The organism is Psychrobacter proteolyticus, assembly GCF_038155145.1.
GTDB classification, from domain to species: Bacteria; Pseudomonadota; Gammaproteobacteria; order Pseudomonadales; family Moraxellaceae; genus Psychrobacter; species Psychrobacter proteolyticus_B.
Genome location: NZ_JBAKAY010000003.1, coordinates 255638 through 272533, shown reverse-complemented (window position 1 = coordinate 272533; position 16896 = coordinate 255638). Strand labels below are relative to the sequence as shown.

At 43.2% G+C, this 16896-nt stretch carries 14 protein-coding genes; 9 read left to right on the top strand and 5 right to left on the bottom strand.

Translation table 11 applies throughout. The features are described 5' to 3' along the window. The first annotated feature begins 143 nt into the window (after positions 1-143). Entirely contained in the window at positions 144-1226 is a 1083-nt protein-coding gene (locus tag V6252_RS05505) for a serine hydrolase (RefSeq protein ID WP_057760963.1), read from the top strand. An 87-nt stretch (positions 1227-1313) separates the two neighbouring features. Continuing rightward, positions 1314-1982: a thiamine phosphate synthase gene (locus tag V6252_RS05500; RefSeq protein ID WP_341609672.1), complete on the top strand. Its 669-nt coding sequence runs from the start codon at positions 1314-1316 to the stop codon at positions 1980-1982. A 65-nt stretch (positions 1983-2047) separates the two neighbouring features. Here the strand turns inward: V6252_RS05500 and V6252_RS05495 are convergent, their stop codons facing one another. Further along, positions 2048-2377 carry a TraR/DksA family transcriptional regulator gene (locus tag V6252_RS05495; protein WP_341609671.1) on the bottom strand — a complete coding sequence of 110 codons (330 nt, stop codon included), beginning with the start codon at positions 2375-2377 and terminating at the stop codon, positions 2048-2050. Between the two features lie 505 nt (positions 2378-2882). Between V6252_RS05495 and V6252_RS05490 the strand changes: the two genes are divergently transcribed. From V6252_RS05490 to ruvB, 5 genes are all read left to right on the top strand, one after another. Beyond that, positions 2883-4097, top strand: a complete 1215-nt coding sequence (locus V6252_RS05490; protein ID WP_341609670.1) for a phosphoglycerate kinase — start codon at positions 2883-2885, stop codon at positions 4095-4097. Between the two features lie 257 nt (positions 4098-4354). Next, on the top strand, positions 4355-4741 hold the full coding sequence (locus V6252_RS05485; protein ID WP_201608241.1) for a hypothetical protein: 387 nt from the start codon (positions 4355-4357) through the stop codon (positions 4739-4741). A gap of 412 nt (positions 4742-5153) precedes the next feature. Continuing rightward, positions 5154-6191, top strand: a complete 1038-nt coding sequence (gene fba / locus V6252_RS05480; RefSeq protein WP_057760953.1) for a class II fructose-bisphosphate aldolase — start codon at positions 5154-5156, stop codon at positions 6189-6191. 78 nt (positions 6192-6269) lie between these two features. After that, positions 6270-6890, top strand: coding sequence for a Holliday junction branch migration protein RuvA (gene ruvA / locus V6252_RS05475; RefSeq protein ID WP_165597025.1), 621 nt, complete (start codon positions 6270-6272; stop codon positions 6888-6890). Between the two features lie 175 nt (positions 6891-7065). Beyond that, on the top strand, positions 7066-8049 hold the full coding sequence (gene ruvB / locus V6252_RS05470) for a Holliday junction branch migration DNA helicase RuvB (protein WP_057760949.1): 984 nt from the start codon (positions 7066-7068) through the stop codon (positions 8047-8049). A 121-nt stretch (positions 8050-8170) separates the two neighbouring features. Here ruvB and V6252_RS05465 read toward each other — a convergent pair whose 3' ends face one another. From V6252_RS05465 to V6252_RS05450, 4 genes are all read right to left on the bottom strand, one after another. Next, entirely contained in the window at positions 8171-9832 is a 1662-nt protein-coding gene (locus tag V6252_RS05465) for an ABC1 kinase family protein (protein WP_341609669.1), read from the bottom strand. A gap of 102 nt (positions 9833-9934) precedes the next feature. Further along, positions 9935-10639: a hypothetical protein gene (locus tag V6252_RS05460; RefSeq protein WP_341609668.1), complete on the bottom strand. Its 705-nt coding sequence runs from the start codon at positions 10637-10639 to the stop codon at positions 9935-9937. A 118-nt stretch (positions 10640-10757) separates the two neighbouring features. Continuing rightward, the gene (ubiE, locus tag V6252_RS05455; RefSeq protein ID WP_341609667.1) at positions 10758-11858 is read right to left on the bottom strand and encodes a bifunctional demethylmenaquinone methyltransferase/2-methoxy-6-polyprenyl-1,4-benzoquinol methylase UbiE; all 1101 of its coding nucleotides are present in this window, start codon (positions 11856-11858) and stop codon (positions 10758-10760) included. Positions 11859-11948: 90 nt separating this feature from the next. Beyond that, positions 11949-12662, bottom strand: coding sequence for an FFLEELY motif protein (locus V6252_RS05450; RefSeq protein ID WP_341609666.1), 714 nt, complete (start codon positions 12660-12662; stop codon positions 11949-11951). Between the two features lie 320 nt (positions 12663-12982). On the opposite strand from V6252_RS05450, the gene V6252_RS05445 reads away from it, so the two are divergent. Further along, positions 12983-14686, top strand: coding sequence for an ATPase (locus tag V6252_RS05445; RefSeq protein WP_341609665.1), 1704 nt, complete (start codon positions 12983-12985; stop codon positions 14684-14686). A 558-nt stretch (positions 14687-15244) separates the two neighbouring features. Then, positions 15245-16852: an inorganic phosphate transporter gene (locus V6252_RS05440; protein WP_101206393.1), complete on the top strand. Its 1608-nt coding sequence runs from the start codon at positions 15245-15247 to the stop codon at positions 16850-16852. Positions 16853-16896 lie beyond the last annotated feature (44 nt).

The window sequence follows — 16896 nt, the reverse complement described above, 5'->3', positions numbered from 1 at the left end:
TAGATTAAACTTAAATGTAAACCATGATACACTAAAAATACAAAAGCTCTATGTGAGTACTTACAAACACATCTATAAACGCTACGTACGTTTTTGGCGTCAGACAATATGTAACTGGCGTAATAGCGACAGCAGGAGGCATAATGAAGCAACTACCATTAACCAAACAGCAATTGATCGCTGCTATGATTTCATTGAGTTTGGGCAGTGTTGCACAAGCCGCACTTACAATTAATGGTAGCACTGACACTGCCTCTAGTGCACGCCTGAGTTGGGGCGGCGCTGATAGTTTGTCTGAAGCCCGCAACATAATGTACAAGTCTAATGGCTCTGCTATTAAGAAAGTCGATAATGGCTACGGCACTACCAACATCACGAATACTAATAGTTTTGCTAGTAGTAATAACACCAATAGTGCTCGCTATAACACAACCTATCGCGGGGCTTTCGGTAGTAGCGATATGATTCCGATTAGTACTGATTCACGTAGTGTTGCGGTGATCGATGCTGAAACTGGCGAATCTATCTACGAAAAAGATGCTGATATCGCGCGCCCAATGGCTAGTATCACTAAGGTTATGACGGCTATGGTCGTGTTGGATGCAGGCCTTGATATGCGTGAAGAAATCACGCTTGATCCAGAAGATTTCGTTGGTCCAAAGCGTGCAAGCTCACGTTTGAAATCAGGTGATCGTTTAAACCGCGCTGAGATGCTATTGATGGCGTTGATGAAGTCTGAAAATCCAGCAGCGAAGAGTTTAGCGCGTAATTACCCAGGTGGCTATGATGCCTTTATGCGTGCGATGAATCGTAAAGCGCAAGATTTGGGCATGAATACAGCATTTTTTGGTGATCCAACTGGACTTGATAAGCGCAACGTAGCTTCGTCAAAGGATCTGGTTAAGATGGTACGTGCCGCTGGTAACTATGATGTGATTCGTCGTTTTTCTACCACTAAGAGCTATGACTTTTTTGTCTCAAATTACTCAAGTGGTAACCGTACCTATAAAGCCAGTAATACCAGCACGTTGGTTCGTGATGGCAGCTATCCAATCGGGATTTCTAAGACAGGATTTATTAATGAAGCCGGACGTTGTGTTGTAATGGAAACTCGGGTCAATAACCGTCCTGCGATTATCGTTATCTTAGGTGCAAACAGCTCAGCAACACGTTGGGGCGATGCTAAAAATATCTTAAATAGTTTGGCTACACGCCGTACAGTATAAGCTATCGGTTCTAAATGTATAAAAAAGCTGTTATATCATATAACAGCTTTTTTATTGTGTTGAATTTAAGAATTAAGGATACACGCTATGATTTATTCACCATTCTCCTCAGTTATACCTAAGCTATATTTGTTGACCAACGACGATGAGTTCGAGCTGTTGTATCAAAAGCTAGAGGCAGCCTTATCGACAGGGTTAATTGCACTATTACAAATTCGTCGTAAGCAAGTTCTTAGTCTACCTGATGGAGCTTTGAAGCTTTTTGATGAAGCGCAAAAAATCGTCGAGTTAGCTAAAATATACAACGTGCCAGTTGTTATTAATGATGACGTGAAGTTAGCCGAAAGGCTTGGCGTTGGGGTGCACCTTGGACAAACAGACGGCAGTATCGGTGATGCTCTACAGTCTCTTTTACCACATCAAATAATTGGTCGTACCTGTCATGGTGATATAGCGCTGATTAAAGAAGCAAAAAATGATGGCGCAAGTTATGCTGCGATGGGTGCAGTATTTACCTCTACAACTAAGCCAGATGCTAATATCGTTTCACGTCAGCAGCTTGAGGAAGGGTGTCAGCAAGGCATACCAATATGTGTGATAGGTGGGTTAACTGCAGAAAATATCTCAGCGCTAGTAGATTTGCCCATTGCGCTTGTGGCAGTAGTCGGGGATATTATGGACTTGCCGGTAGCGGACATAGCTCAGCGCTGTTGTGAGTGGCAGCAGGCATTTTCTAAATGGAAAACACCTACTTGAAACATACTTCTTAGAGAAGTTTTAGAGTAGCAATAGTCTTACAATAGAATATTAATATGACAGCGTTACTCAGCATGTTCCATACATAAGGTAGCATAGGGTAGCGCTTCTAAGCGTTGCTCTTCGATCTGTTCACCGCAGACTTCGCACTCGCCATAAGTACCATTTTCAATTCGACTCAATGCATTCTCGACATAGATTAAGCTTTGACGCGCCTCGCTCATTAAGTTTTTGCGCATGTCGTTTTGACGATAGGATATGGCCTGATCTTCCCAATGTTCATTGAGATCATCTTGTGGGTTTTGGATATGATCTTCTATCTTATCAATTCGAGATTCGTACTCATCTTTTAATTTTAATAGGTTTTGTTTAGCAGTGTCTAGATTGATGCTCATTATTTTCTCCTAATGGATTATTTTTATTGTCAATGTTTCTATCATAAAGAGCTTGACTGCTGAGTACCACCACGAAATGTTACGGTTTATTGACTATGCTTAAAGCTAGCAACTGCAATTGTTGCCATTGAATAACAGTCTGAGAATTTAGACTGAATATTTTAAACGTGCTGAAATTTGTGACAGGTTGCTTGTGAGACTGCGCTAGAAAACTGGTAGAATACACCGCCGCTGAATTCTGCTTACTTAATCGGCTCATCAGAGTGGTTTGATAAGTGTAAGAGCCAAGCGTTAAAAAACATTAAAACGTAATAAAGCTGATAGTGACTATATAGCTTAGATATAAGATAGCGTAGTTATAAAGCAGGCGAGTAAGAATGCTACTAAATAGTAGATTGATCGAGCTTAACACTGGGTCTGATTTATATAGAGCTGATTATAATAGTCATATCAGTAACGACAGTAATCGCAAATTAACAGATATATTGATGCATAGGAGCAGGTGATGAATTTTTTGCGTATGAGTGAGTTGAACTTAACAGATAAAGTGGTGTTGATCCGAGAAGATTTAAATGTGCCTATTAAAGATGGTAAGGTCACGAGCGATGCGCGCTTGCAAGCCAGTCTTCCTACCATCAAGATGGCGCTCGAAAAAGGCGCCGCGGTAATTGTTTGCTCACATTTAGGCCGCCCAACAGAAGGCAATCCTGAAGCTGTATATTCATTAGCGCCGGTTGCTGACTATTTGACGGACAAATTAAGCTCGCAACTATCGACACCTGTACGTCTTAATAGTGATTATCTTACCCAAGGTGCCAATGTAAAATCTGGCGAAGTGGTTCTATTAGAAAATGTACGCTTCAATGACGGTGAAAAGAAAAACGATGCCATGTTAGCGAAAAAGTACGCTGATTTGTGCGATGTGTTTGTGATGGATGCTTTTGGTACAGCGCACCGTGCACAGGCATCAACAGAAGGCGTTACGCAAGCGATGCGTCAAGCAGACAAAACCGTTTGTGCAGGGCCATTGTTAGCTGCTGAGCTTGATGCGTTGAGCCTAGCACTTGAAACACCAGCACAGCCAATGCTTGCTATCGTTGGTGGGTCAAAAGTGTCTACCAAATTAGAAGTGCTACACAGCTTGGCTGAAGTTTGCACACAGATTATCGTTGGTGGCGGTATTGCCAATACTTTCTTAGCAGCACAAGGACACAGTGTTGGGGCCTCATTGTACGAAGCAGATTTGCTTGATACTGCACGTGACATTATGACCAAGACTGAAATTTTGCTGCCTGAATATGTCGTAGTCGCTGATAAAAACGACATCGATTTCGCTGACTTTACTGGCTCATTGCAAAAAGCCACTGCAACGATCAAATCAGTTGATGCGATCGGTGACAATGATATGATATTGGACATCGCACCAGAAAGCGCAAAGCAGCTTGCTGATGCCATTATCAATGCAAAAACTATCTTGTGGAATGGTCCAGTGGGTGTCTTTGAAGTCGATGCTTTCGGGCAAGGCACACAGATATTGGCCACTGCTGTAAGAGACAGCGATGGTTTCTCTATCGCGGGCGGCGGTGATACGTTAGCGGCTATTGATAAATATCAGGTTGCTGACGGTGTGAGCTATATGTCAACGGGTGGCGGTGCGTTTTTAGAGTTTGTAGAAGGTAAAGTACTTCCAGCAGTCGCTGCGCTGCAAATAGATGCCTAACTAATTAACGATACTCTGTAGCTTAGTAACATTAGATGTACAACTAACTTTAAATAACTAATGTAGTCTGTAAAAATAATATTTTGGCTGTTGATTTGCTTGTTTTTATTGATATAAGTAAGCGCAATAGCCATCGATTATTATTAAGCAGTAATTATTTATTTATATACTGAAAATTATTATTGCATGTCTGATTCGCACTCTATAAAATAGCGCGACCATGTATTTTGACATGCATTATTTACGAGAGGTTTATTATGTTAAAACGTCATTTATTACTTGCTAGCGTACTTGCTGGTACCTTTGCAATCACTGCATGTAGCCAACAAACAGAAGAAAACACTGAAGCTGCTGTTGAATCTGCTGGCGACGATGCTGCTGCAAACGCTGATGCTGCTGCCGCTGAAACAGACGCTGCTGCTGCTGAAGCTGAAGCTGCTGCTCAAGACGCTGGTACTGAAGTTGCTGAAGGCGCTGAAACTGCCGGTGCAGCTGCGACAGACGCTCTAGAAAACACTGGGGATGCTATTGCTGAAAGCACTAACACAGCGGTTGAAAATACTGCTGAAGCTGTTGCTGATGGCGCTAACGCTGTTGCTGATGGCGCAAATGATGTTGCAGTTGATGCAGAGCAACAGTACTAAGCTACGCGATAACTAAGCACTATAATGACTGATTTGCTGGGATGCTATCGATTGGTAGATACTCATTGGTAAATAATCTATAAAAACGGTCATTGCTTTATAAGCCTCAAAATACTAGAAAAGCCTTGGTGATTGCCAAGGCTTTTTGCGTTGTATGTTGTTGTGGCAGTTTATAAAGTGACAGTTTATAAAATTAAACTGATATCAAGAGACGGTATAGACTGACAAATAGTCGGTCAACCGCTACGAAGACAGAACAATTTTTGCTATAATCACCGCATGGTAATCATATCCAATATCATTCAGACTTTCACTAGCCTATATACGGTCAGTATGGTCGAATATACAGTGAAATGATTGCTATTAAGCTGTTTTTTAAAATACTATTCAAAATCCAATCAGAGAGCGTCTTATGGCCCTAATATCCTTACGTCAACTTCTAGATCATGCCGCTGAACACAGCTATGGTGTTCCTGCCTTTAACGTCAATAACTTAGAGCAAATGCGTGCAATCATGATGGCTGCGGATGCTTGTGATTCACCTGTTATTGTCCAAGCCAGTGCAGGCGCACGTAACTATGCAGGGTCAGCATTTTTGCGTCATTTGATTATCGCTGCGATCGAAGAATGGCCACATATTCCAGTGGTAATGCATCAAGATCATGGTATGTCGCCAGCTATCTGCCAACGCTCAATCCAATTAGGTTTCTCATCAGTGATGATGGATGGCTCACTTGGTGAAGATGGCAAAACGCCAATGGACTATGATTACAATGCTAGCGTCACGCGCGAAGTTGTTAAGATGGCTCATGCTTGCGGCGTCTCTGTAGAGGGCGAAATTGGTTGTTTAGGTAGTCTTGAAACTGGTATGGCTGGTGAAGAAGACGGCTCTGGCGCTGAAGGCGTATTGGATCATGAGCAGCTTTTGACCAGTGCTGATGAAGCTGAGCAGTTTGTAAAAGATACCAATGTCGATGCGTTAGCGATTGCTATCGGTACTAGTCATGGTGCCTATAAGTTCACACGTCCACCGACAGGCGATATCTTATCTATTGAGCGCGTAAAAGAGATTCATGCCCGTATTCCTAATACTCATCTTGTTATGCATGGTTCTTCATCAGTGCCACAAGAATGGCTAAAAGTTATTAATGAAAATGGCGGTGATATCGGCGAAACTTATGGTGTGCCAGTTGAGCAAATCGTTGAAGCGATTAAACATGGCGTACGCAAAGTAAACATCGATACGGATTTACGTCTGGCATCAACTGGTGCTATCCGTGAATTCCTTGCAAAAAATCCAAGTGAATTTGATCCACGCAAATATTTCAAAGCGTCTATGGTAGCGATGTCAGATATCTGTACCAATCGTTTTGAAGCGTTCGGCTCTGCAGGTCAAGCACACAAAATTCGCCCAACCAGTCTTGAAGGTATGGTGAACTTTTACCAATAAGACTGTGTTGTAGAACGTAGTTGTTAATCATGAAGTAGCAGCAGATTTTATAATATTTTACATAAGAGGTCGTAAATAATGATTGGATTGATTACCGGACAGGTGCAGTACTTGATGGCACCGACGGCTTGTATCATGACGACCTCTGGTGTGGGTTATGATATCGAACTGCCATTGCCTTCATTTTGTCAGTTACAGCTGAATGAACAAGCCAGCATTTGGACACATTTCCATGTTCGCGAAGATGCCCAATTGCTCTATGGCTTTATCGATCGAAAAGAGCGTGATGTTTTTCGCCAGTTAATTAAAATTAACGGGGTTGGGGCAAAAATGGCCTTGGCGATGCTGTCTGCAATGTCAGCAGCTGAGCTAAAGATGCACGTCGAGCAAGAGTCGGAAACAGCATTAACTCGTATCCCTGGCATCGGTAAAAAGACGGCGCAACGTTTATTGATTGAGCTAAAAGACAAGTTAAAGAATATCGACGTTGATAATGGTACGTTTGAATTGACACCTCAGGAAACTACGATTTCTCACGAAGGCAGTATCATCGCTGAAGTGGAAGGCGCGTTGATTAGCTTGGGCTACAAAGAAAAAGAAGCTCAGCTAGCGATTAAAGCTGCTAAGAGTAAAGGAGATACTTTTGCTGATACTCAGGGCTTGTTAAAAGCTACTTTGCAGCAGCTATCTGGCTTTTAATTCATATTAATTAGCCTTCTATCGATGACAGCCACATAATGTATTAAATTAATAAGCGACATTAAATGTCGCTTATTTTCGTTTTAATGCTCGCGTAATGAGGTTTTGCATGACTTATGCGCAGCGTTTGGTTATGCTATTTGTTAACTAATTTTTTAATATAATGATAAATTCTATGACGCAAGATCGTTTAATTAATCCGCTAGAAGGTGCAAGTGACGCTCCTGATGCCAATATCCGACCAGCATTATTGGCCGAGTATATTGGTCAGCCGGTGGTGCGTGAGCAGATGGAAGTGTTCATCGGTGCTGCTCGTGGCCGTGACGAAGCGCTAGATCACACACTTATATTTGGTCCACCGGGTCTGGGCAAGACGACCCTCGCCAATATTATCGCTCGTGAAATGGGTGGCAATTTGCGTTCTACTTCAGGGCCTGTGCTTGAGCGCCCAGGAGATTTGGCAGCCATGCTGACCAATCTAGAAGCGGGTGACGTACTGTTTATTGATGAAATTCACCGTCTAAGCTCGGTTATTGAAGAGATCCTTTATCCAGCAATGGAAGATTTCCAATTAGACATTATGATTGGTGAAGGGCCTGCTGCGCGTTCTATCAAGCTTGATTTGCCGCCGTTTACCTTAGTAGCAGCAACGACTAGAGCAGGGCTGCTAACCTCACCACTACGTGACCGTTTTGGGATTGTACAGCGCCTTGAATTTTATAATATCGCTGATCTAACGACGATTGTCAGTCGCGCCGCACGTTTAATGCGTGTACCAATGAGTGAAGATGGCGCTGTAGAGATTGCGCGCCGCGCACGTGGTACACCAAGGATTGCTAACCGCCTATTACGCCGTGTGCGTGACTATGCCGAGGTGAGAGGCGACGGTAGTATTAATGGCGCGATTGCAGGTAGCGCGCTAGATATGTTGGCAGTGGATAGACGCGGTCTTGATCATCTAGACAGACGCTATATCGAAATATTGCACGAGCGCTTTGACGGTGGTCCTGCTGGTGTTGAAGCAGTGGCAGCAGCGATGGCTGAAGACCGTGGTACGCTCGAAGATGTGATTGAGCCGTATCTGATTCAACAAGGTTATGTGCTGCGTACTGCTCGTGGCCGCGTACTGACACAGATGGCAATCGATCAGATGTTATAGTATTCAATATTCAGCACAAAAAATGCGCCTGCTTTTGATTGAAAGTAGGCGCATTTTCTTCATTTAAATCTAAAATTATGAAAATTTTTCTGAACTGATTGAGTAAAAATAAATCTGCTGTCTAAGCTAAAATTCGCCAAACCACTACCAAGATAGCCAGTATATAAAATATAGGTGATAGCCAACCGATAACTTGCGTAGCGATAGCGATAAAAATAGCAAACCCTGCAAGGGCCAACCAATCACGACGACGGTCGTTTAGCATGTCAGCGCGAATCTGTTGTATCTCGCGTAGTTGACTGTCCTGACGAGAGCCCTGTGAGGCAAGGCTTTGTAGTCCTTGATCTAATAGTTTAGGAATATCAGTGGTAGACAGGAGCATTTCAGGCAGTTGTTGGCGCAGTTGATATAGATTACGCATAGGATCTAACTGCTCTTTAATCCAACTGCTTAGAATTGGTTTGGCAAGTGACCAAATGTCTAGATCAGGATATAAATCACGACCGAGCCCTTCTACATGGACCAAAGTTTTTAGCAGGAGCATCAGCTGCGGCGGGATACTCATATGATGTCTACGCGCAATGTCCAAAATCTGCATCAGTACGCCAGCAAAGTCGATATCATCGATTGACTTTTGTAGCATAGGGCCGACGGTACGTTTCATATCACGCATCAGGGCATGCTTATCAGCATTTGGTGGTATCCAACCTGCACGGCTCACAATATCAACCACAGCGGTAAAGTTATTGTTCATCACGGCAAGTAACATCCGCGCCACGATGAGCTGATCGTCTTTTGATAAAGTGCCCATGATGGCGCAATCAAGCCCGATATAACGTGGCTCATGACCTAAATCAACTGCGGCCATACCTGCATGTAGAGTTTGCACAGGTGGCGTCTCTACGAACACATTGCCTGGATGCATATCAGCATGAAAGAAATTATCACGGAAGACCTGAGTAAAAAATATCGTTAAGCCTTTTTCTGCAAGCGCTGCACGGTCATAGCCTAACTGATCAAACATCTCAACTTGTGAAATAGGGACGCCTTGGATACGCTCCATGACTATCACGTTTTTGGCAGCGTCATAAACTTCAGGCACATACATCAATGCTGAACCCAAGAAGTTATTACGCATCTGAGTAGTATTGTCAGCCTCAAGTGTCAAATCAAGCTCATTGAGCATGACTTGCCGATAGTCTTCGACAATATCAATGATATGGATGGCACGTGCCGCCTCAATGCGTGCAGATGCCCAACTTGCCAATTCCCGCAGTAGCTCAAAATCAGAGACAATCACAGTGCGAATATCAGGGCGCACTACTTTTACCACGACTTCACGCCCATCATGTAGAGCAGCAGTATGAACTTGGGCGATAGAAGCGGCCGCTAGCGGTTTGATATCAAATCGGGCAAACAGCGTTTCAATCGGCTGGCCAAGACCATGTTTAGGGTGTTGAATTTGAGCGACAGCAATATCAGCGTCAAAAGGCTTAACTTTGTCCTGCAATTGAATCAATTGAGCGATAATCTCAGGCGGTACCAAGTCGCGACGTGTTGAGAGTAACTGGCCAAGTTTCAAAAACAGCGTACCCATGTCCTCAAGCGCATACTTAATCGCATTTGGTTGGTGCTTCTTGCCCCATGCTGCTGGATGCATGCGAATCAATCGCGCCAAAGGCTGCAGCTGCGGTGCTTCTTCGATAGAAAAATGGGTATCAAGGCGATACATTGCGGCGATACGCCAAAGCTCAAGTAGACGAGCGCGGTGCGATAATAGCATGGGATTAAGTACTCTAAACAAAGACGAAAAGGGGGTAAGCGCTGTGCTTAATCATAAATAGTGCCATCGGTAATAGCGTTTATTTATGATTGATGTAATCGGCTATTGATGAAACGAGTTATTAAGAAACTGTGCTTGCTCTTCTTTGATAGCAGCAAGTTTGGCTTCTTCCCGTTCGACGTCAGCACGTAATTTTAACAGTTGCTGTTTTAGATCAGTTACTTCAGCAACCTCGATAGGATCAGGTGTGCTATTGCCAGCCACTTCATTGGCCCAATCACTGACGTCATCAAAAGCACGTTTGGCACTATGACGCCAGCTACCTTTAAGCTGAGAGATAAGAATGTGTAACTGGTTAGCCATTGGTTTACCAATAAATGGTTCAAGCTGTCCAGCCACGTCAGGGTCAAACCCTGCAACCAATTGCTTGAGCTGCATTAGCACTTTGTAATCGCCAGCGATTGGCAGGTTACCTTCAGCGCCACGCATCAGATTGAGCAGTTGAGCAGCATTATCTACGTTAATAGTACAGTCTGGACGACTGTGACCAAAACGCGCGCGCTCCGTGCTAGCTTTTTGGCGCTCATTCATCTGGCCACTTGGCTCAAATACGCTCTCCGTTGTGACCGGCTCAAAGCGCAAACGCTCATGAGTGAACAGGATGTCTAAATGAATCTCAGGCAGCCCCATATTAAGACGTAACACTTTACCTGCAAGCGGCGCTAAACCTGCTTTGGTAATCTCATCACTAGCAATGGCAATGTTAATTAGCTTTTCGGCTCCAGCTAATAGAAAGACAGTCAGCATAAGGCTCTCGCATCGGTAAATGAGCGCTTTTGCATTAGCTGCATCAGCGCATAGTATGTTTGTGTTAGGTTCAATAGGGCCTGTTAAACGTAATGGTCTTGCCAATCGTAATTTAGCGTTACGCTTTAAAGCCGCGATGGACAGCCACGATACCAGCAGTCAGGTTATGATAGTCACAGTTCTCAAACCCAGCTTGTTGCATCATCTGCTTAAGTGTCTGCTGATCAGGATGCATACGAATTGACTCAGCCAAGTACTGATAACTTTCAGCATCATTCGCAATCAGTTTACCCATCACTGGCAACGCGGTAAATGAATACAAATCATAGGCTTTAGAGAGTGGCTCAAAGACTGGCTTTGAGAATTCTAAAATCAATAGACGACCGCCTGGCTTTAGGACGCGATACATAGACTTCAGCGCAGCATCTTTGTCTGTGACGTTACGCAAACCAAAGCTAATAGTGACTAAATCGAAGCTTTCGTCATCAAAAGGAGCTAATGTTTCAGCGTTTGCTAATACAAAGTCAACGTTATTACAACCAGCATTGATTAGGCGCTCACGGCCCACTTCTAGCATCGCAGCATTGATATCAGATAGTACCACGTGGCCATTTCTACCGACTTCACGGCTAAATACTTTGGCCAAATCGCCCGTACCACCAGCGATATCAAGGACATGCTGACCAGCACGCACGCCTGATAGACTAATCGCATAGCGTTTCCACAGACGATGAATACCGAATGACATCAAATCATTCATGATGTCGTATTTTTTGGCAACAGAAGTGAATACGTCAGCCACACGTGCTTGTTTTTCTGCTTTATTGACGGTCTTATAGCCAAAATGCGTCTGCTCATTACCATCTGTTTCAGGCGTGTGAGGATTATTGATGTCATCACGCTGATTGAATAGCGTTTGTTTTATGGTTTGCTCTGAAGGGTTTGTGCGAGTCGTTTTGTCGTTGTTTGGCATAGTGGTTTGTTGGCCTTGCGGCGTTCCAGTAGGTAGGTCTTGAACTTTAGTAAAGTCGCTATTGTCATCACTAGCAACGCTGTTATTCTTGCTCGGCACGACATTGGTGGTTTGATTGCGTAATATCTGCGCGCTAATCTGCTGATTATGAGCAATGCTGTCTTTTACCAGCTTGTCTTGCAAATGACCATTGGTCGTTGTGGCTTGATTGGAAGGAGCGCTGCTATCTTTTGAATTATCAGTCATCATGTTGTCCTAGAATTTATTTTTATGATTGTCTTTATCGGAGGAAGTCGTTAAATAGTAAGCGTCAATTGGCTATTTAACATATTGAGCTTATGATACACCAAACGCTACTGGCTTACTGCCATTATCCGTATCATGAACCTGATCGATAATGGATAGTTCACGCTTGCAGAACGGCTCAATAAAATCGCTGACGCTGCTCAGAGGTTTCATGGCCTTAAAGCCTGTATCAATAAAATCATAAAGCGGCTGGTAACCATGACGATAGGCTGTGCTTTTTGCTAGTGCAAAGGCTTTTTTGAGCATAAACGAATTTAGATGTTTGTCCGTGCGATAGCAGACGTCTTTTAGATTGGTAATCTGAACTCTACGCTCGTCTTCTTCATCGACAGTACGGTAGGCGGTTAGCATGTTCTCTTCGTTTACTGGTAAATCTTGAGCGAGTAACCACTGGGCTAAATGCAGATCTAGCTCAATGGCAAAAATCGCTGCTTGGATACCCATGCTACCAGCCTCTAGAGCTGACTCTTTAGCAAGACGCTCTAGCTTTTTCGCTTTTGGCAAGATACGTGCTAACTGCTCTGCCAATAACTTGAATTCTTCGCCGCCATATAGTTGGGTGAGAAAGTAATCTGCCATTAGCTGGTTTTTAGGTTGTTCAAATAGTTCGCGATGCGTCTGCTGGAGACGTGCTTGTTGCCATGATTGTACTTCTTTGAGCTTAGCATTTAATTCATCATCTTGGTGATGAGGCATCGCCCAAAAACGTGTCAAATGCTGTTGTAAATCAGCTAAAGCGGTCATGGCAGTGAATCCTGTAGAAGTAAATAGGGTAATCAAGTTTGAGTATGGTTGTTTTAAGTATAGTGGTTCAGGGTTATAAGGTTTTCAACAACTGTTCTACCCTATACCCAAAATTGTGTTCACCTTAAAAGAAAATAATTAAGAATACAAATACCAATCTGTTACACAGCAATATTATTTACTCGATTGGCGCAGTGCTATGATTAAATGAGATAAATATGAGCGATAAGATCGAAATATTAAGAGTTGTCCTATTAATAGCTATCCCATAAGTCACTCAACAGTAAAGCAGCCCAATAACAATAATAGCGAGTGTAATCATGTCTAAAAAAAATGATACTACTGAACCAAAAGCACCACAAGCAGTAAGTACACAATTTAGTGAGCAAGTTGTGGAGCAGCGTCTAAAGCCGAATCCTTTGAGTCAGTTTTCACTGGATGAGGATTCGCTTAGATTGGCACTGGTGACAGCTCAGTATGCTTTAAAAGCCACTCGCCAACAAACGCCACCGACCCTCAATAAACCAACAGGCCTGTTAGTACTAGTGAACGGAATGGAGCAGGCAGGTAAAGGCACCGCCGTTAAGCAGTTAAGGCAATGGGTGGATCCAAGACTGCTTAAAGTTGAGGCAACCATTGGTCATTCGCCATTGAGTTATCAACCCATTTGGCAAGCGCATACTAGCGCAATGCCGCGCCATGGTGATGTCATGGTTTATTTCGGCAACTGGTATGCTGATTTATTATACAATGTCATGCGACTAGCGACATCAGATAGTGAGAACCTTGAAGCATTATCAAATGATAAAGGTCAAAAAGGTAAAAATTCGCTTCCTATCGCTCAGTGGCAAGACTATCTACAGCAGCAGTTAGACACGCTAAAGGCATTTGAAAACGACCTCATTGCCAATCAAACCAAATTATTAAAATGTTGGTTCCATGTTGATATTGAAACGTTGCACAGTCGCTTAAAGGATGATGAAGCAGATCCGCAGTTTTTGTATCAAATTGACTGGAATAACAAACAAGTCATCGAGAAGTTCAACGAGGTGGCTGCGACCTTGCTGCGTCAACAGGATGATTGGGTCATCATTGATGGTGACGATAAGTTAGAGGCCGCTGATAACTTTTGTCACTTGGTGCTACATGCTATGCAAACCGCGTTGGCGAGTAGTCAGACAGATAGCAATGGCAATGACAACGACAATAACAATGAAACATCAGAAAACCATTCCCAGTCCGAGACACTGGAACTTAACTCAGATACTAAACAAAAACAGTTTGAGCCTGTACCGATACCTAAGCAGCTGACGTCTATTAAAGATAAAAAAATCAGTAAGTCCGACTATCGTGAGGCGTTGGCGGAGAAGCAAGCAAAACTAGCTGAGTTGCTACGTGCACGCCAAGGTCGGCATGTTGTGTTTGCCTTTGAAGGAATGGACGCTGCTGGCAAGGGCGGCGCAATCAAAAGGTTGGTCGCACCGCTAGATCCTCGCGAGTATCAAATCTATAATATTGGCGCACCGATGTTATATGAGACTCAGCATCCTTACTTGTGGCGATTCTGGACGAGATTGCCTGACGAGCAAACCAATCGTATTAGCCGTATCGCCATTTTTGATCGTACGTGGTATGGACGCGTGCTGGTTGAGCGTATTGAAGGATTTGCGTCTATTGATGAATGGCAACGAGCATATGATGAAATCAATCGTTTTGAGGCGGATTTGGCAGCAGCAGGAACGTTGGTTATCAAATATTGGTTAGCGATTGATAAAAAAGAGCAGCTTAAACGGTTTGAAGATCGTCAAGAAACACCGCATAAGCAATTTAAACTGACAGATGATGACTGGCGTAACCGTGATAAATGGTCAGACTATGTGCAGTCTGCAGCAGATATGCTGGCACGCACGGATACAACGACAGCGCCATGGTGTGTTATTGCGACCAACGAAAAGCGTCAGGCGCGTTTAGACGTGTTAGATCATGCTATTGAGCAGTTGTCTGCACTGACTGAAAGCAAATAGTTGTCAAAGATGCCTGAAGTTTAAGGACTATTATAGATTTATATAATTGTATTTTCTAAGTAGGATGGCTCGAACCATATTCGAGCTATCCTGTCTTTTATAGAGTGTGGTCTTGTCCGTATACACTCGCAGTTACAAATCTCGCAATATCATTATGCATTATGTGCTCATATTTAATATAATAGAGCGCAAAACAGCTTCTGCTAAATAATAATTTTAATTTAGCAAACAACGTGTTTTAGTTATTTAGTATAGATAACTTAATAATTACGACAAAAATTGTTACAATAGCTGTTAGTAGTACCACAAATATCGCTAAGAAATATATAAGCCGCAAGATGCTGTAATCAGACGATTTGGCAATATCACTTGCGGCTTTGTGACATGTTGAGAGATGTATTATTTACTTTCGCTCTAGTCGGTTTAAGACCTTCTAATCGCATGTTGTATATTTTATATATGCTACTTCATTAGATGCCGTAAAAAGCATTGTGAGTAGCAGCGCAATATTATCAACCTCATATAATTTTAATCAGCTTACGCAGGACGTACTAACGTATGGGTATTAGCAGCAGTTCTACAGAGTCAGTCAAGCCAGTTGGCTCTATGAGAATCAATCTATTTTTTGCCATTTTACTGATTGCGATGACTTCCTACTTTTTGTGGTGGGGTTTAGATTACACCATGCGTCAGCAAACGACGCTATTCATCGTGGCGACCGCTTTTGGTGTCTTTATGGCATTCAATATCGGTGGTAACGATGTCGCCAACTCCTTTGGTACTTCGGTGGGTGCAGGGACGTTGACTATCCCGCAAGCATTGGGTATTGCCGCGATATTTGAAGTATCGGGGGCAGTCCTTGCAGGCGGGGAGGTGACTGATACGATTCGAAGCGGCATTGTCGATCTAGATGGTCTATCAGTGACGCCCAATCAGTTCATTTATGTCATGCTCTCCGCATTGGTTGCAGCAGCATTTTGGCTGTTATTTGCAACCAAAAAAGGTCTGCCTGTTTCGACCACTCACTCCATTATTGGCGGTGTGATTGGTAGCTCCATTGTTTTAGGTATCACGTTGGGTGGTACGGACATGGCGCTATCAACGGTAGACTGGGGAACGGTTGGAACTATCGCTATTTCTTGGGTGCTGTCACCGCTACTAGGTGGCGTGTTGTCTTATCTTTTATATGGACAAATCAAGAAAAACATCATTGAATATAATGATAAAACCGAAGCCTATATTGCGACGCTAAAAGGCAATAAAAAAGTCTTAAAGCAAAACCATAAAGAGTTTTTGGATGGTTTGACAGAGTCTGAGCAATTGGCATATACGTCAGCGATGTTACGCGATCAGGAAATCTATAAAGATGATGATTGTATCGTTGAAGATTTAGAAACTGATTATTATAAAAAGCTTTATGATATTGAGAATGAGCGTAGTAGCCTTGATACTCTAAAAGCACTTAAGCAGTGGGTACCTATCATTGCTGCCGCAGGTGGTGCGGTGATGACTTCTCTAGTCGTCTTTAAAGGTCTAAAAAACGTTAATAGCGGCCTGACCACACTACAGGGCTTCTTGATTATGGGGATGATAGCGGCGCTAGTATGGTTAGCGACCTATATCTATACCAAAAGTATCCGCGGTAAGCACAAAGAAGATTTGACCAAAGCGACATTTATTATGTTTAGCTGGATGCAGGTCTTTACCGCGTCAGCTTTTGCCTTTAGTCATGGTTCAAACGATATCGCCAACGCGGTTGGTCCTTTTGCCGCCATTATGGATGTGATTCGTACTAATAGTATCGCTACTGAAGCTGCCGTGCCACCTGCTGTCATGCTGACTTTTGGTGTAGCATTAATCGTTGGTCTTTGGTTCATTGGTAAAGAAGTGATTCAAACCGTTGGTACCAATCTAGCAAAAATGCATCCAGCTTCAGGCTTCTCAGCTGAGTTGGCAGCAGCAGCTGTTGTGATGGGTGCATCGACGATGGGTCTGCCTGTATCAAGTACTCACACGCTAGTAGGTGCGGTACTGGGTATCGGTATCGTCAACAGAGATACTAACTGGAAGCTTATGAAGCCGATTGGCTTGGCTTGGATTGTGACACTGCCTGCAGCGGCTACTATGTCAGCTATCAGTTATCTCGTATTGAGCAATATTTTTTAATGCGCTGTTTTTATCAGTGAATTATCATAATTGAGTTTGAATAA

Bases quoted from the DNA above. Each gene is read 5' to 3' on its own strand.
- V6252_RS05465 (WP_341609669.1), bottom strand. From the start codon at position 9,832: ATGCTATTATCGCACCGCGCTCGTCTACTTGAGCTTTGGCGTATCGCC.
- V6252_RS05485 (WP_201608241.1), top strand. From the start codon at position 4,355: ATGTTAAAACGTCATTTATTACTTGCTAGCGTACTTGCTGGTACCTTT.
- fba (WP_057760953.1), top strand. From the start codon at position 5,154: ATGGCCCTAATATCCTTACGTCAACTTCTAGATCATGCCGCTGAACAC.
- V6252_RS05445 (WP_341609665.1), top strand. From the start codon at position 12,983: ATGTCTAAAAAAAATGATACTACTGAACCAAAAGCACCACAAGCAGTA.
- ubiE (WP_341609667.1), bottom strand. From the start codon at position 11,858: ATGACTGATAATTCAAAAGATAGCAGCGCTCCTTCCAATCAAGCCACA.
- ruvA (WP_165597025.1), top strand. From the start codon at position 6,270: ATGATTGGATTGATTACCGGACAGGTGCAGTACTTGATGGCACCGACG.
- V6252_RS05500 (WP_341609672.1), top strand. From the start codon at position 1,314: ATGATTTATTCACCATTCTCCTCAGTTATACCTAAGCTATATTTGTTG.
- V6252_RS05505 (WP_057760963.1), top strand. From the start codon at position 144: ATGAAGCAACTACCATTAACCAAACAGCAATTGATCGCTGCTATGATT.
- V6252_RS05450 (WP_341609666.1), bottom strand. From the start codon at position 12,662: ATGACCGCTTTAGCTGATTTACAACAGCATTTGACACGTTTTTGGGCG.
- V6252_RS05460 (WP_341609668.1), bottom strand. From the start codon at position 10,639: ATGCTGACTGTCTTTCTATTAGCTGGAGCCGAAAAGCTAATTAACATT.
- V6252_RS05495 (WP_341609671.1), bottom strand. From the start codon at position 2,377: ATGAGCATCAATCTAGACACTGCTAAACAAAACCTATTAAAATTAAAA.
- ruvB (WP_057760949.1), top strand. From the start codon at position 7,066: ATGACGCAAGATCGTTTAATTAATCCGCTAGAAGGTGCAAGTGACGCT.
- V6252_RS05440 (WP_101206393.1), top strand. From the start codon at position 15,245: ATGGGTATTAGCAGCAGTTCTACAGAGTCAGTCAAGCCAGTTGGCTCT.
- V6252_RS05490 (WP_341609670.1), top strand. From the start codon at position 2,883: ATGAATTTTTTGCGTATGAGTGAGTTGAACTTAACAGATAAAGTGGTG.